The sequence below is a fragment of the Orbaceae bacterium BiB genome (genome assembly GCA_036251205.1).
Classification (GTDB): Bacteria; Pseudomonadota; Gammaproteobacteria; order Enterobacterales; family Orbaceae; genus Orbus; species Orbus mooreae.
In genome coordinates this window covers 2867479-2883698 of record CP133958.1, presented here as the reverse complement: position 1 = coordinate 2883698, position 16220 = coordinate 2867479, and the positions used below count along the sequence as shown (strand labels likewise).

The 16220-nt window shown below is 37.4% G+C and carries 14 protein-coding genes; 8 read left to right on the top strand and 6 right to left on the bottom strand.

The features are described 5' to 3' along the window. Positions 1 to 88 precede the first annotated feature (88 nt). A complete protein-coding gene (locus tag RHO11_13745) occupies positions 89 to 1222 on the top strand; it encodes a glycerol dehydrogenase (protein ID WVD61509.1) in 1134 nt (377 codons plus the stop codon). 5 nt (positions 1223 to 1227) lie between these two features. Next, positions 1228 to 2985, top strand: coding sequence for a dihydroxyacetone kinase subunit DhaK (gene dhaK / locus RHO11_13740; GenBank protein WVD61508.1), 1758 nt, complete (start codon positions 1228 to 1230; stop codon positions 2983 to 2985). Positions 2986 to 3051: 66 nt separating this feature from the next. Here the strand turns inward: dhaK and RHO11_13735 are convergent, their stop codons facing one another. From RHO11_13735 to RHO11_13725, 3 genes are all read right to left on the bottom strand, one after another. Beyond that, positions 3052 to 3822, bottom strand: a complete 771-nt coding sequence (locus tag RHO11_13735) for an ABC transporter permease (GenBank protein ID WVD61507.1) — start codon at positions 3820 to 3822, stop codon at positions 3052 to 3054. Next, positions 3815 to 4753: an ABC transporter ATP-binding protein gene (locus RHO11_13730; protein WVD61506.1), complete on the bottom strand. Its 939-nt coding sequence runs from the start codon at positions 4751 to 4753 to the stop codon at positions 3815 to 3817. Before RHO11_13730 ends, RHO11_13735 begins: the two co-directional genes overlap by 8 nt. A 203-nt stretch (positions 4754 to 4956) precedes the next feature. Further along, positions 4957 to 5535, bottom strand: a complete 579-nt coding sequence (locus RHO11_13725; GenBank protein WVD61505.1) for a YdcF family protein — start codon at positions 5533 to 5535, stop codon at positions 4957 to 4959. A gap of 668 nt (positions 5536 to 6203) precedes the next feature. Here RHO11_13725 and RHO11_13720 point away from each other — a divergent pair. Beyond that, entirely contained in the window at positions 6204 to 7508 is a 1305-nt protein-coding gene (locus tag RHO11_13720) for a carbohydrate porin (GenBank protein WVD61504.1), read from the top strand. 153 nt (positions 7509 to 7661) lie between these two features. Here the strand turns inward: RHO11_13720 and mnmE are convergent, their stop codons facing one another. Then, complete coding sequence (gene mnmE / locus RHO11_13715; GenBank protein ID WVD61503.1) at positions 7662 to 9023, bottom strand: tRNA uridine-5-carboxymethylaminomethyl(34) synthesis GTPase MnmE; 1362 nt, start codon at positions 9021 to 9023, stop codon at positions 7662 to 7664. Positions 9024 to 9274: 251 nt separating this feature from the next. Between mnmE and RHO11_13710 the strand changes: the two genes are divergently transcribed. After that, positions 9275 to 10639 (top strand): MFS transporter, encoded by a 1365-nt coding sequence (locus RHO11_13710; GenBank protein ID WVD61502.1) that lies wholly within the window; start codon positions 9275 to 9277, stop codon positions 10637 to 10639. Positions 10640 to 10724: 85 nt separating this feature from the next. Here the strand turns inward: RHO11_13710 and RHO11_13705 are convergent, their stop codons facing one another. Next, entirely contained in the window at positions 10725 to 11150 is a 426-nt protein-coding gene (locus tag RHO11_13705; GenBank protein ID WVD61501.1) for a MerR family transcriptional regulator, read from the bottom strand. Then, positions 11150 to 11722 carry a DNA-3-methyladenine glycosylase I gene (locus RHO11_13700; GenBank protein ID WVD61500.1) on the bottom strand — a complete coding sequence of 191 codons (573 nt, stop codon included), beginning with the start codon at positions 11720 to 11722 and terminating at the stop codon, positions 11150 to 11152. The genes RHO11_13705 and RHO11_13700 overlap by 1 nt, the downstream gene beginning before the upstream one ends. Before the next feature lie 142 nt (positions 11723 to 11864). Here RHO11_13700 and glyQ point away from each other — a divergent pair, with 142 nt between their 5' ends. From glyQ to ybaK, 4 genes are read left to right on the top strand one after another with little or no spacing between them, the layout of a single operon-like run. Then, positions 11865 to 12785 carry a glycine--tRNA ligase subunit alpha gene (glyQ, locus tag RHO11_13695; GenBank protein WVD61499.1) on the top strand — a complete coding sequence of 307 codons (921 nt, stop codon included), beginning with the start codon at positions 11865 to 11867 and terminating at the stop codon, positions 12783 to 12785. Between the two features lie 12 nt (positions 12786 to 12797). Next, positions 12798 to 14864, top strand: coding sequence for a glycine--tRNA ligase subunit beta (gene glyS, locus RHO11_13690; protein ID WVD61498.1), 2067 nt, complete (start codon positions 12798 to 12800; stop codon positions 14862 to 14864). A 54-nt stretch (positions 14865 to 14918) separates the two neighbouring features. Continuing rightward, a complete protein-coding gene (locus tag RHO11_13685; protein WVD61497.1) occupies positions 14919 to 15749 on the top strand; it encodes a YciC family protein in 831 nt (276 codons plus the stop codon). Further along, entirely contained in the window at positions 15733 to 16218 is a 486-nt protein-coding gene (gene ybaK, locus RHO11_13680) for a Cys-tRNA(Pro) deacylase (GenBank protein ID WVD61496.1), read from the top strand. Before RHO11_13685 ends, ybaK begins: the two co-directional genes overlap by 17 nt. Positions 16219 to 16220 lie beyond the last annotated feature (2 nt).

Genomic DNA, 16220 nt, shown 5'->3' with positions numbered 1-16220 from the left:
GAATTAAATAAAATACAAACCTATACTTTTAGAAAATATTATTACTAATAATATTAGCAACAGTCAAAAATCATAAAAGAGGACTATCATGAGGAAAGCATTTATCTGCCCTACAAAATATGTACAAGGTGAAAATGAGTTATTAAACTTAGGTTATTTTGTTAAAAGCTTTGGTACATCAGCACTACTTATAGCTCATAAAGATGATATTGCTAGAGTAAAAACGCAGTTAGATAGTACCTGTAAAACTTTTGGTGTCAGCTTTGTGGCAAGTAATTTTGCAGGAGAATGCTCTCGTCAAGAAGTGAAACGTTTACAACAAATAGCGCAGCAGCAAAAATGTGACTGTATTATTGCATTAGGTGGTGGTAAAGCCATTGATACCGCTAAATGTGTTGCAGAAGGAAATAATCTGATTATCGTTCCAACTATTGCCGCAACCGATGCACCAACGAGCCACTCAGCCGTCTTATATACCCCTGAAGGTGCTTTTGACGACTATGCCTATTTTAAACAAAATCCAAATGTTGTTCTAGTTGACACAACCGTTATCGCTAAAGCCCCTACCCGTTTTCTTGTATCAGGAATGGGGGATGCGCTATCCACCTATTTTGAAGCGAGAGCGAATCAGCGTTCTTATTCAAATGTTAATGCTGGATTACCTTGTGGTGCTCTTAATGGTAGCTGTAGTGGAGCCAAACCAACACTAGCTGCTTTTGCATTAGCCACGCTTTGTTATGAAACACTACTGAAAGATGGTGAAAAAGCGAAAATAGCATGTGATAATAATGTCGTCACTCCAGCGCTTGAAAATATTATCGAGACTAATATTCTCTTATCAGGACTTGGTTTTGAAAGTGGCGGACTTGCTGGCGCACATGCCATTCATGATGGTTTAACTATTTTAGAGCCAACGCATCACTATTTCCATGGTGAAAAGGTCGCCTTCGGTACCCTTGCTCAACTGGTTTTAGAAAATGCGCCACAAGAAGAGATTGAACAGGTGATGGATTTCTGTTTATCAATTGGTTTACCTGTTTGCCTTGCCGATCTAGGTGTTGAAAGCATTAGTGATGATGAGATAACCGCTGTTGCAGAAAAAGCTTGCATTAAAGAAGAGTCGATTCATGCTATGCCATTCCCAATTACTATCGATTCAGTTAAAGCGGCAATTATTGCGGCGGATAAAATGGGCAGTCGCTATAAAGAATTTTGGAGTTAAGCATAATGAAAAAAATAATGAACCAGCCAGAAACAATGGTTTTAGAAATGTGCCAAGGTATTGTGGCTGCCAACCCACAATTAGAATTAATGGCTAAATATAAAGTCATTAAAAAGCGTGATATTAATAAAAATAAAGTCACATTAATTAGTGGTGGTGGTAGCGGCCATGAACCAGCACATGCTGGTTTTATTGGTAAAGGTATGCTAGATGCCGCGGTTTGTGGCGATGTTTTTGCATCACCATCACAAATTCAAATATATCAAGCAATAAAATCGACTAAAAGTGATAAAGGAACACTCCTCATCATAAAAAACTACAGCGGTGATATGATGAACTTCCAAAATGCAGCTTTTTTAGCTGAAATGGATGGAATTACGGTTGATTATGTCAAAGTAGATGATGATATTGCCGTGCAAGATAGCCTGTATACCGTAGGACGTAGAGGGGTTGCCGGTACAGTATTAGTCCATAAAATTGCAGGCAGTGCTGCCGAATCTGGCTTATCACTAGCTCAAGTCAAAACTGTTGCGAATAAAGCAGCTAGCCACGTTCGTAGCATCGGATTTGCATTTGACTCTTGCACAGTCCCGGCTAAAGGTACGCCAACGTTTAGCTTAGCTGATGATGAAATGGAGTATGGTGTTGGTATTCATGGTGAACCAGGTATCAAACGAGAAAAAATTATTTCAGCACAAGCCTTAGCAAAACGGATGGTCGACGCGTTAAGTGAAGATCTAAAACTGGCTAAAAATGAGGAAATAGCCTTACTAATTAATGGTTTTGGTGCGACACCATTATTAGAACTCTATGTACTAAATTATTATGTCACCCAAGAGTTAGCGGCAAAACAGACCACTATCGATAAAATTTTAGTTGGTAACTATATGACCAGTATCGATATGGCTGGAGCATCAGTTTCAATTATGAAGCTTGATAATGAATTAAAACAGTATTTACATATTCCATGCCAAACACCAGCCCTACATATCACAAAAGAAGATAGCAATTATCATTTTGATCCAAAATTACTATTTTCAACGACTATCGTTGATGTTCAGGAAACTGAACTTACTGATATTGGTAATAACCAAGTCATGGGGAATAACTTTTCGTTTGGTAATTTAAAATATCTCATTCATGAAATGGGTGAAATTATTATTAAAAATGAGCAACCATTTTGTGATCTTGACTCATACGCTGGAGACGGTGACTTTGGTATGAGCGTAGCGAAAGGATTTAAGCAACTCAAACGAGAATGGAATGATATTATTGCTCAATCTAAAGATATTGGCAGTTTTCTCGATCACTGTTCAATTGTAATTATGGAACATTGTGGCGGTGCATCTGGTCCAATTTGGGGATTCGCCTTTAAATCAGCAGCGAAAAGCTGTATTGCAAAACAATCATTATCGCTCTCTGACTTTGCCGATATGCTACAAGCAGCAGTAAATGGTATTCAAACCGTTGGTAAACGCTCATTTGGACGAGGGGCTGTAGTTGGTGATAAAACGCTAATCGATGCCTTAGTGCCATGTGCAGATAGCTGGAGTCAGCTGGCTAATTCATCAAGTTCAATAAAAGAAGCCTTTGAAGCAGGAGCTAAAGCCGCTGTTGATGGTGCAGAAAAAACCAAACTCATCGCAGCAAGAATGGGACGAGCCGGTACAGTTGGCGAACGTAGTATTGGTTATCCAGATGCAGGCGCTTATGCATTAGGGGTTATTTTTACTGAGCTTACTACAAAGTTAAAATTTTCTTAAGATTGATAATAAAACTCGCTAATTGCTAGCTAAAATTAGCGAGTTATTTTAAGATATTTTTAGTAATTAGCTGCGTAGTCCACGGCCACTTTCAATAATTCGCCAGCAGATGATATACATCACCACCACAAAAAGAATTAGCATTGAGAAAGTGAATATTAACGAAACATCGGAAACACCTAAAAACCCATAACGAAAACCATTGATCATATAGACAATCGGGTTAAGCTTTGATACCCATTGCCAAAAAGTCGGTAACAATGTTAATGAGTAAAATACCCCACCTAAATAAGTTAAGGGTGTCAATACAAAGGTTGGAACAATACTAATATCATCAAATGATTTTGCAAAAACAGCATTCAATAAACCTGCTAATGAAAAAAGAATCGCTGTCAGTAGCAATGTACAAATTATCATCGCCCAAGAGTGAACATCATAACTAACAAAAAGCATTGAAATAATGGTTACTAATATGCCAGTGAAAACTCCTCGCGCAACACCACCACCAACATATCCCCAAATAATGATGTGAGTTGGAACTGGTGCAACTAATAACTCTTCAATATTGTGTTGGAATTTAGAACTAAAGAATGAAGAACAGACATTGGTATATGAATTGGTGATCACCGACATCATAATTAAACCCGGCACAATAAACTGCATATAACTAAAGCCGCCCATATCACCAACGCGTGAACCGATTAAATTACCAAAAATAATGAAATAAAGCGACATAGTCACGACTGGTGGGATCAGTGTTTGTACCCAAATTCGCATAAATCGGGTGATCTCTTTACGCCAAATACTTTTAAGGGCAATCCAATATAAACTATTCATGACTCTCTCCTTTAAATTCACCACGCACTAAATCAATGAATAGTTCTTCAAGACGATTCCCTTTATTATGCATACTGATGATCTGAATTTGTTGCTGTTCAAAAAGTTTAAAGAGCGGATTTAATCCTTTCACTTTATCAATTTCAATTTCGAGCGACCCCGGCTCTATAATTTTATAGCGGTATCCAGCTAAATCTGGTGTTTTATCAATGGGTAAATAATCAAAAATCAACGTCTCATTTTTAGCATTAGCCAGTAAATTTTTCATTGATGTATTGGCAATCAACTCACCATTTTGAATAATACCAATATTACGGCATAGCATTTCTGCTTCTTCTAAATAATGGGTCGTTAAAATAATAGTAATACCCTGCTGATTAATATCTCGTAAGAAGTCCCACATTGAACGACGCAGCTCGATATCAACGCCAGCGGTAGGTTCATCTAGAATCAATAATTTCGGCTCATGGACTAGCGCTCTGGCAATCATTAAGCGACGCTTCATCCCACCCGATAACATTCGAGCCCGACTATTACGTTTATCCCACAGATCAAGAATACGTAGGTATTTTTCAGCTCTCGCTATCGCTAATTTACGAGGCAACCCATAATAACCACCTTGGTTTACAACTATTTGTAAGACTGTTTCAAACGGATTAAAATTGAACTCTTGTGGTACTAATCCTAATTGCCGTTTAGCATTGACAACATCAGACTCTAAATCATAACCAAAAATTTTAACCTGACCTGATGTTTTATTTACTAATGAACTAATAATACCGATCGTAGTGGATTTTCCAGCCCCATTTGGCCCCAGTAGTGCATAAAAATCACCAGATTTGACGGTAAGGTCAATGCCTTTTAACGCTTGCACCCCATTTCTATAAGTTTTTTTGAGACCTATTAACTCCAAAGCTGGTACTAATGACATGGAATATACCCTAGAATAAAATAAAAAATCACTATTATAATATAAGCTTATATTTACTAATTTCAACCAATCACACTGATTTATCGTACTAATTTGCGACTTTGAAGCAACCTATTTTATTCGCCCTACCTTTGATACTTTTCGTTAAAATATTAATGTAAAGCATGATTATAGTGTAAAAATTGACTTAAATTTGCCTGGATCTATTTGGGGTGATCAAATAGAAAGGAGTTAGCGAGTGCTAATGGCTCTCGCCATAGTGCGATAAATTTGTCAGGATTATCATAATGTGATGTTGCCACTAATGCACTAATATCCTCAACGCCAGAACGTTTGGCAAGCATCATAGAACGTAACATATGAAAGTCACTTGTTACCACCACGACAGAGCCTAGTTTCATCATTTTTTTAGGATAAATAAATTGATGAGCCGTGCGAGTGGATTGATCTTCAATATAGATACGATCAGATGCGATCCCTTTTGTTAGCAGATAAGTACGCATCACACTAGCTTCTGACGCTGATTCACCATGCAAAATACCACCACAAACAATCACGTTTGTTAGTGGATTTTTAACTAAATAATCAGTCGCCAGATCTAACCTTTCCCGTAAAGAGTGACCTGGTTGAGATGAGTTATCCGTGATCCTTGCCCCTAAAACAATTAACGTATCTGCTTTAGGTAGAGCGACTAATTTTGATGCATAATAGTAAATCGCAATATTACTGATCATAAAATAGAGAACAACAATCATCAGTATGTAGGTAATTATTTTTTTCATTTCGTCACAATTGTGTCCACTTTATGGGTATTTTCGCCAATATAATAAATCACATATCAAGTCGATAAATCATGCCTATTTAGCGAATTTTTGTCAAATCGTTTAAGTAAAAAAAACAATAAATATCATCTAACTAGCAGAATAAATATTATACATATCGTGTAAAAAACAGTAGGACATCGAATAATTGAAATTTATCAAAATAGATTATTTTTGGGTTGAAACCGATTCATTTAAAAAAATAATATTTCATTAATGACAATTGCATCACAAAAATAGAAAAATCATCTTGTTTATTAATAAAAATAGAGAGTAAAATTTTTCCAAAATATAAATTTGACATAGTATCTAATTACATGAGGAATTATACCGTTAATTAAACACAAATATTTATCAATGCTTCATCACCGATATAGCGCATATATGATAAAAAAATACTGAATTAAAATAATCAAATTTTTATAGGTGTGTTACTAGATAACACTAGGCATGAACCTGAATAATCTCACTCAGTCAATGGGTGATGTTATTCAGGTTTTTTTATGGGCAAAAAAGTGCAGTAATCTTAAAAATAGCATTACCAACTTATCCCAAATTTAAAACAATTCGGAATCGAGTTGATAAAAATATCAACTTTAATCATGTAATTGTTAATACAAAGGTACTTTATGAATAAAAAAATTATACTCTTATCGCTATTTTTAGCGCTACCTGCAATGGCCGATAATAACAGTTGGAATGGTACGGTACTCGGTTTTGAGCCTGCACCTAAAGGGTTATTTGGTGATATGTTAGGGATTAGACCGATTCTTGCCGAGAATGGTTTTACATTTAGTTCTAACTATCTTAGCCAAGCTGCATCAAATATCGGTGGGGGATATAATACGGACAACCATGTCGCTTATATTGATCAATTTGCTTTTACCTTTAATCAAGACCTTGAACGCTGGACAGGAATTGCTGATGCACGTATCGAAGGTAATATCGTGAATCGTAACCATAATGATGATTTAACGGTTAAACGCATTCAAGATCCCCGAGTATCAGGTACCGATCAAACTCAGGAAAGTTCGGGTGGTGGCTCAGTGACACGTTTAGGTTGGTTAACTTTTGCGCGCAGCTTTGATGATCGGCGTATGACTTGGCGAATTGGTATGATGAATAAAGTTCAAGAGTTTGATCAAATTATTCCATGTGATTTCCAAATTCGAACGTTGTGTGGAGGGAAATCGGCAAACTCACTAACCTGGAGTAATTGGAATATTCATACATGGGGCACAACGCTAAGTTATAAAATAACGCCAGAAGTTACCCTAAAAACAGGTATTATGGAGCAAAATTCACGCGCAACAGATCGAAGCCATGCTTGGAGTTGGTCAACAAAAGGTAGCAAAGGTTTTTTACTGCCATTCGAAGTCGAAACACGTACCTTTGTTAATGATTTACCCGGCGTCTATAATATTGGTGTGTTATACACAAATGCCAAACAACACGATCTCTATAAAGATCGATCATACAATAATACGTGGTTTATGTATGCCGGTTTTAACCAACAACTGACACAACATGCAAATGATCCTAATCGCGGTTTAAGTCTTGCCATTAGTGGTAGCTATCATGATGAACGAACTAATTTTATGAAGTACGTCATCTCGGGCTCATTACGTTATCGAGGACTATTGGATGCAAGACCTGAAGATTGGATCGGCATAGGGATCTCTTATACCGACTTAAGTGATCACTACATTAAAAAACAGCAGCTGCAAAATGAGCAACTCAATATAACGGACTATAACGATCCATTATATAGCCCTGTTCCGTCAAGTGCTTTAAATATGGAGTTCTATTATCGTTTCAGGGTAACATCTTGGTTAGAGATTCAACCCGATTTACAATATTGGCACAACTCTGGCGGTCTATCCGAAACATCCGATGCCTTTGTATTAGGTTTAAAAACAGTGATAACCTTTTAAACATTCATATCGTTATAGCAAAAAGCAATAGCGTTAAGGATAAAACAATAGCCCACTGAAAAAAGTGGACTAAAAATAGTAGTCAATTAAGTCCAAGAATAGATGATGACTATTTGAAGATAATGCATTTAGTCTCAACTAAAATCAATCGTATTACTTACCGATACAAAATGAACCAAAGATTTTTCCTAACAGATCATCAGAAGTAAATGCACCAGTAATCTCACTTAATGCCTCTTGAGCTAGACGAAGCTCTTCCGCTAATAGCTCTCCTGCATGGTAAATCGTTAATTGTTCTTTACCTTGCGCCAAGTGGGTAGCCGCTGTTTCTAATGCTTGTAAATGACGACGACGCGCTAAAAAGCCACCTTCCCCAGTAGTTGAAAAGCCCATCGTCTCTTTTAAGTGATCTCGGAGTAATTCAACCCCTTCTCCTGTTCTCGCTGATAAACGAATCAAAGCATAATTATTGACTTCACTATAACCAAGCGACTCCCCAGTCAGATCGGCCTTATTCCGCACCACCGTTACAGGCACATTACTCGGTAATCGCTGCATAAATTCTGGCCATAAGTTTGTCGGGTTGATCTCATCGGTTGTCGTTCCATCAACCATAAACAATACACGATCAGCCTGCTCTATTTCAGACCATGCTCTGGCAATACCAATACGTTCAACTTCGTCAGTGGCTTCCCTCAATCCTGCTGTATCAATAATGTGTAGAGGCATGCCATCAATATGAATATGTTCGCGTAACACATCACGAGTAGTCCCTGCAATATCAGTAACAATTGCGGCTTCTCGTCCAGCCAAGGCATTGAGCAAACTTGATTTACCGGCATTTGGTCGACCAGCAATAACGACTTTCATACCTTCACGTAATAATGATCCCTGCTTTGCTTCTTTACGCACATCGTCTAATTGTTCAATAACGTCATTAAGCTGATCTTCTATTTTTCCGTCAGATAAAAAATCGATCTCCTCTTCAGGAAAATCAATTGCAGCTTCAACAAAAATTCTTAAATTAATTAATAGACTAACTAAATGGTTAACTTTGTTTGAAAACATACCTTGTAGTGATGACATCGCCGATTTCGCTGCTTGCTCTGAGCTTGCATCAATTAAATCAGCAATCGCTTCTGCCTGAGCTAAATCCAATTTATCATTTAAAAAAGCACGCTCTGAAAATTCACCAGGCCGAGCAATACGAACATGGGGCAGCATTAAAATACGTTTTAATAACAGATCTAATATCACTGGCCCGCCGTGCCCTTGTAACTCAAGCACATCTTCACCTGTAAATGAGTGAGGATTCGGGAAAAAAAGTGCAATACCCTGATCAAGTACTGTTCCATCTTCGTCTAAAAAAGGTAAATATTCAGCGTAACGCGCTTTGGGCGTTTTACCTAAAATCGCCTCTGCTACAACCTTAGCCTGTTTACCAGATATACGCAAAATACCAACGCCACCGCGTCCCGGTGGTGTCGCTTGTGCCACAATTGTATCTAAAACCATATTGACTTACTTATTTATCAACCATGCCTAATCATATCATGGCTATAAAAATCAGTTATAGTAAATTTTATAATATTAGAATTTTATTTGCGCTCTATAGTAACTGATTTTTTTATGACATAATTACCGTCCTTATCCTGCTTTTAGTCTTCTTTTATATAAGATTTTTATCATTATAATGTATCGACTATCGACTTTAATTAAGCAGGAGTAAGCTAATTAAATAAGATAAAAATAAATAAGGTATTTTCATGAGTCAATCAGATATGTCTGCCGAATGGGCACCGAGCGCCCGTCCATTGAATAAGAAAGATTTTAAAACATTAGGACTTTCTTCGCTCGGTGGTACACTTGAGTTTTATGATTTTGTTATTTACGCATTGTATGTTGATTTAATCGTTGCACCACTTTTTTTCCCGTCTTCATTAAGTGAATTTACCAGAGAGATGTTTGCCTGGGGAATTTTTGCGGCAGGTTATTTAATTCGCCCGGTGGGTGGAATTATTATGGCACACTTTGGTGATAAATTTGGACGTAAACAGATGTTTACGCTTAGTGTGGCATTAATGGCACTGCCTACGTTTATTATTGGTATTTTACCGACCTATGAAACGCTTGGATCCTTTGGCATATTATCCCCGATTTTATTGTTATTAATGCGTATGCTACAAGGTGCTGCGATTGGTGGCGAAATGCCGGGAGCATGGGTATTTATTGCTGAGCATACCCCTAAAAATCGTTATGGTTTAGGTATCGGAGTGCTAACTTCTGGTATTACTGGCGGAATATTACTTGGTTTTATTGTTACAATTATTGTTAAACTCTTTTTTACTGATAAAGAAGTACTAGATTACGCTTGGCGTATTCCGTTTATTATCGGTGGGGTATTTGGGATTATTTCTGTCTATTTACGCCGTTTCTTATCTGAAACACCGATCTTTAAAGAGTTAGCCGCACGTAAAGCTCTAGAAAAAAACATTCCCGTTGTTGCGGTAATCAAAGAACATAAAATGGCCTGTTTACTTGTTGCTTTAGTCACTTGGTCGCTATCAACCACCATTATGGTTGGTGTATTGATTACCCCAGGGAAAATACTGGGTGGTATTTATAAAATTCCAGAGACTGATTTTCGTATCGCAGGTTGTATCGTAGCTTTAATGTTAACGATTGGTTGTATTTTATTTGGTTGGTTAGAAGATAAAATTGGTACCGCGAAAAATATGCTGATTGCTTGGGGCGGACTGGCTATTACAAGTTTATACTTTTATGCCTCACTAAGTATCAATATGGAGCTATCAACACTCTATTTTAATTATGGATTATTTGGCTTATTTACTGGCGCTATTGCGACGACGCCAATTGTCGGTACACGTGCATTTCCACCAGCCATTCGTTATTCAGGTTTATCTTTTTCCTATAACTTAGCGTATGCACTATTTAGTGCGATTACACCACCATTAACAGCATATTTACTCAGCCCTGAACATATTTTGGGTGAATATTTCTATATGGGTGCGGGTCTTTATATTGCGTTTGTTGCAGTACTTGGTGCATTGACAGGGCTTTGGCCACTAGCAAGAACCGGTTGGCAACCAGTAAAAAAAGCTAACATCTAAAATGGATATTATGTGCATATGCTACTAATTAGCATATGCACACTTTCGTTATAAAATTGCTGCAATGTGTTATTATAGTGAAAAACTAGATATGACTTTTAACGGCTTTAACCGGCACATCCATATCGGCTAAACCTTGCAAAATACTACAATTATCATCACAAGGCTGGCAATTACTTTGCAATTTTAATAACTGTAAACGCAATGCCTTAAGCTCGGCAATCCGTTCATCAATGTGATGTAAATGACTTTCTAGTAACGTATGGGCATTATGATGCTCTGTCTTCCCCGCTGGTTGCTCAATGATAGAGATTAATGTCCTAATCTCATCATGACTCATTTCAAGCGCACGACAATTACGGATAAAAATTAACCGTTCTAAATGTTTTTTACCATAAATTCGATAGTTACTCTCAGTCCGTTCTGCTTCAGGAAAGAGGCCAATTTTTTCATAAAATCGGATCGTTTCAGTCTTACAGCCAGCTTCTTTTGCTAATTCACCAATTTTCATTATCTATTCTCCGTTCGGCAAAAACAGTCAACCAAATGGTCATTAACTAACCCCATCGATTGCATAAAAGCATAACAGATGGTTGTTCCCACAAAGGTAAACCCTCTCTTTTTGAGCGCTTTTGAGAGATTATCTGAAATGTTGTTACTGGTAGGAACTTGATCTAATGCTGAATAATGGTTAACTATCGGCTGACCATCAACAAAAGACCAGATGAACTGCGCAAAATCCTGACCTTGTGCTTGCATCGCTAAATAAGCTTGTGCATTTTTAATAATTGCATATAGTTTGAGGCGATTACGAATTAAGCCAGTATTTTGCATTAGTCGTGCAATATCCTCATCAGTCATCAAAATAATTTTTTGGGGATCAAAATTGAAAAAACAGCGGCGATATTCATCACGTTTTTTTAGCACCGTTATCCAAGATAAGCCAGCTTGTTGCCCTTCAAGACAAATTTTCTCAAATAACGCTAAACTATTATGCTGAGGTTTACCCCATTCGTTATCATGATAATTTATATATAAAGGGTCATTTGAGACCCATCCGCAACGGATAATATTGTTAGCCACCAAGCTATTTCCTTTTTATTATTGCTTTTTTTTCAATTTAAATTGTAATCTTTTAAGATTAACACTTCCCCAATGATTAATAAACAGTATAAAATAATAGATTATTTTACTCATCTTACATAACCTAATAAAAGATAACATCATGCAAAAGTTTAATGTAAAAACCTTTCAAGGCTTGATCCTCACACTACAAGACTATTGGGCCAATCAAGGATGTACTGTCATTCAACCGCTCGATATGGAAGTGGGCGCTGGTACCTCACATCCAATGACCTGTCTTAGAGCGCTAGGACCTGAGCCAATTAATGCCGCTTATGTACAGCCGTCACGTCGTCCAACTGATGGTCGATATGGTGATAACCCTAATAGGCTACAACATTACTATCAGTTTCAAGTTATCTTAAAACCATCTCCTGATAATATTCAGGAACTCTACTTAGGTTCTCTTAAAGAACTTGGACTTGATCCGACCGTTAACGATATTCGCTTTGTGGAAGATAACTGGGAAAATCCAACTTTAGGTGCTTGGGGACTCGGTTGGGAAATTTGGTTAAACGGTATGGAAGTAACACAGTTTACCTATTTCCAACAAGTCGGTGGGCTGGAGTGTAACCCTGTTACTGGTGAAATTACTTACGGTCTTGAGCGACTAGCGATGTATATTCAAGGGGTCGATAGTGTTTATGACCTCGTCTGGAGTGATGGTGTCTTTGGTAAAACGACATATGGTGATGTTTTTCATCAAAATGAAGTTGAACAATCTACCTATAACTTTGAATACGCTAATACTGATTTCTTATTCTACTGTTTTGAACAACATGAAAAAGAGGCGCGTTACTTGTTAGAGTTGGAGAAACCGTTACCCTTACCGGCTTATGAACGTATTTTAAAAGCAGCACACTGTTTTAACTTACTTGATGCACGCAAAGCTATTTCGGTCACTGAACGTCAACGTTATATCTTACGAATTCGTACACTAACTAAGATGGTAGCTGAAGCCTATTACGCGTCCCGTGAAGCGTTAGGATTCCCGATGTGTAACAAGCAAACTGCATCAAAGTAAGGAGACAACATCATGCAAAAAACATTTTTAGTGGAATTAGGTACTGAAGAGCTACCACCAAAATCTCTCCGAATATTTGCAGAAAGTTTTGCTGCTAATTTTATTGAACAATTAGATAATGCAAATTTAGAGCACGGCGAAGTCCTATGGTATGCATCACCGCGTCGCTTAGCATTAAAAGTATTAAACCTTAGCGATACACAACCTGATACGCAAATTGTAAAACGCGGGCCTGCAGTTAGCGCTGCATTTGATGCAACAGGTAAACCAACTAAAGCTGCCGAAGGCTGGGCTCGTGGTTGTGGTATTACGGTAGAGCAAGCCGAACGCGTACAGACCGATAAAGGTGAATGGCTTTCCTATACGCTTAATCAACAAGGTCAACCTGTCGTAAATCTATTATGTGATATGGTTAAAACAGCACTTGCTAAATTACCAATTCCAAAACCAATGCGCTGGGCAGCTAAAAAAGTTGAGTTTATTCGCCCTAGCCATACAGTCACAATGCTTTATGGTACAGATTTAGTTCCTGGTTCTATTTTAGATATTGAATCAGATCGTATTATTCGTGGTCACCGCTTTATGGGTGAACAAGAGTTTACCATTGATAATGCCGATCAATATCCAGAAATTTTAGAACAACGTGGTAAAGTTATTGCCGATCACAACAGACGTAAAACGATGATCAAGCAGCAAGCTGAGCTTGCGGCTGAAAAGCTAGCAGGTAAAGCTGATTTAACTGACAGTCTACTGGAAGAAGTCGCGTCATTAGTTGAATGGCCGGTAGTTTTAACCGCAAAATTTGAAGAAAAATTTTTAGATGTCCCTGCTGAAGCTTTAGTCTATACCATGAAAGGCGATCAAAAATATTTCCCAGTTTATGATAAACAAGGTAAGTTACTACCGAATTTTATCTTTGTTGCCAACATTGAATCAAAAGATCCACAGGTTGTTATTTCTGGTAATGAAAAAGTAGTACGTCCTCGTCTTGCAGATGCTGAATTTTTCTATAAAACTGATTTAAAACAGCCTTTAGAAGCTCGACTAGCTCGCTTAGAAACCGTATTGTTCCAACAACAACTCGGTACCGTGAAAGAGAAAGCATTACGTTTAGAAGCGCTATCAGGCTATATTGCAGAGCAAATCGGCGCTAATGCTCAGCATGCCAAACGAGCTGGCCGATTAGCGAAGTGTGATTTAGTGACGAATACTGTATTTGAATTCCCTGAAACACAAGGGATTATGGGTCGTTACCTTGCTATTAAAGATGGTGAACATATCGACGTAGCCATGGCTATTGAGCAGCAGTACAAACCACGTTTTGCTGGTGATGAGTTACCCGGTAACCTAACCGCTAGCGCTGTTTCTATTGCAGAAAAACTCGATACTTTAGCCGGTATTTTTGGTATTGGACAAAATCCAAAAGGCGATAAAGACCCATTTGCATTACGTCGTGCTGCAATTGGGGTATTACGTATTATTGTTGAGAAATCACTCCCACTTGATTTGGTTGAACTTGCCCAATATGCAACGTCACTTTATGGTGACAAACTGACTAATAAAGCGGTGATTGATGATATTGTAAGTTTTATGCAAGGTCGTTTCCGCGCATGGTATCAAGAACAAGGCTTTGCGATTGATACCATTCAATCAGTATTAGCACGTAATCCAACAAAACCGGCTGATTTTGATGCCAGAGTTAAAGCAGTAACGCATTTTAGAACGCTACCTGCAGCATCTTCACTAGCTGAAGCGAATAAACGTGTGGCTAATATTTTATCGAAAGCTGGCGTGGCAATTCCTGAAAAAGTTAATGCGGCACTATTAGAAGAGGGCCCTGAAGGTACACTTGCTAAACAAATTGCCATTTTAACCGATAAACTTGAACCATACTTTAAGCAAGGCCGTTATCAAGAAGCATTAGCAGAACTCGCTACATTGAAAGAGCCTGTTGATGCCTTCTTTACTTCAGTCATGGTTATGGCTGATGATGAAGAGCTAAGATTAAACCGACTCGCTTTATTAAATAAATTACAAAGTTTATTTTTACAAGTCGCTGATATTTCATTATTACAATAATCTATTGGGTACCCTTAAGTGGGTACCTAATTTATCTAACGTAAGGAGTTTATTTTGTTGTCGTTCTCTTCGATATTATCTGACGCCCGCAATTTTATGAGTAATAATATTGCGATTATCTTTATTATGGTTTTGGTTTTATCGATCGTCAATCAAATCATCTCTGCCATTCTTTATCCAAATATTGAATCGATTAGTCAAATCCAGTCGTTACTGCAACAAACTATCGAGACTTATGGTGGATTAACGGCTGATGGATTATCTAAAACACTACTTGCGCTGAGTGAGCAGCAACAACAGCAGCTTGTTTCAGCAGCAATGAACTATTTGATGCAAGCCAGTATGATATTTTTTATTAATAATATCATTTTAATGAGTGGGATATTATCGCTTATTTATGTCATCTCACACCAACAGTTTTCGCTTAATAATGTCTTACAACGAGCTATCCAATTTGCCCCACAGATCGCTCTGTTTATGCTATTGATTATTCCAGGCTTTATTATTTTATCAATTTTTGCCAGTATTTTAATGCCTCTTGCTGCCCCACTTGCTATATTGGCCATCATATTTTATTTATCGATGTATGTTATCTTTTTATCTGTGATTATTGAGCCGACATTACAAATAAACTTTATACAGAAGCTCAAAATAACATTCCGTTTTTTAAAACGTGAGATTCGTCTTATTGTACCAATAATTGCAATTTGGTTTTTTACGACCTTTCTTTTAAAAAATATTGTTGATATGTTAATGGCAGATAATTTTATTATTAGTATTGTCATTAATGTCATTAAATCATTATTGATCTTTATTACTATTTGTTACCTTTATCGACTATTTTCTTTATCAAATAAGGAATTACCTTATGACTCCCGCCATTGATTTATTAAAGAAATTGAAGCTTACGTTTCATGTTCATCAATATGAACATGATTCCAATGAAACTCAATTTGGTAAAGAAGCCGTCGAAAAACTAGATCCCAATTTACACGTGGTCGCTGAACAAGTTTTTAAAACACTGGTTGTCACCCTTAATGATAATATTAAAGAGCTAGCCGTGTGTGTCGTTCCTGTAGAGCGTCATTTAGATTTAAAAAAAGCCGCTAAAGCGCTACATTGTAAAAAAATTGCTTTAGCCGATCCCCATTTAGCGCAAAAAGTCACAGGATATCTAGTCGGTGGAATTAGCCCTATTGGACAGAAAAAACAGCTACCCACATTGATTGACGATAGTGCTAAGCAATTTGCAACCATGTTTGTCTCTGGTGGTCGACGTGGACTAGAAATTGAAATCTCGCCACACACATTAACAGCGGTACTTAAGGCAGAGTTTGTAGAAATATCGGTATGATT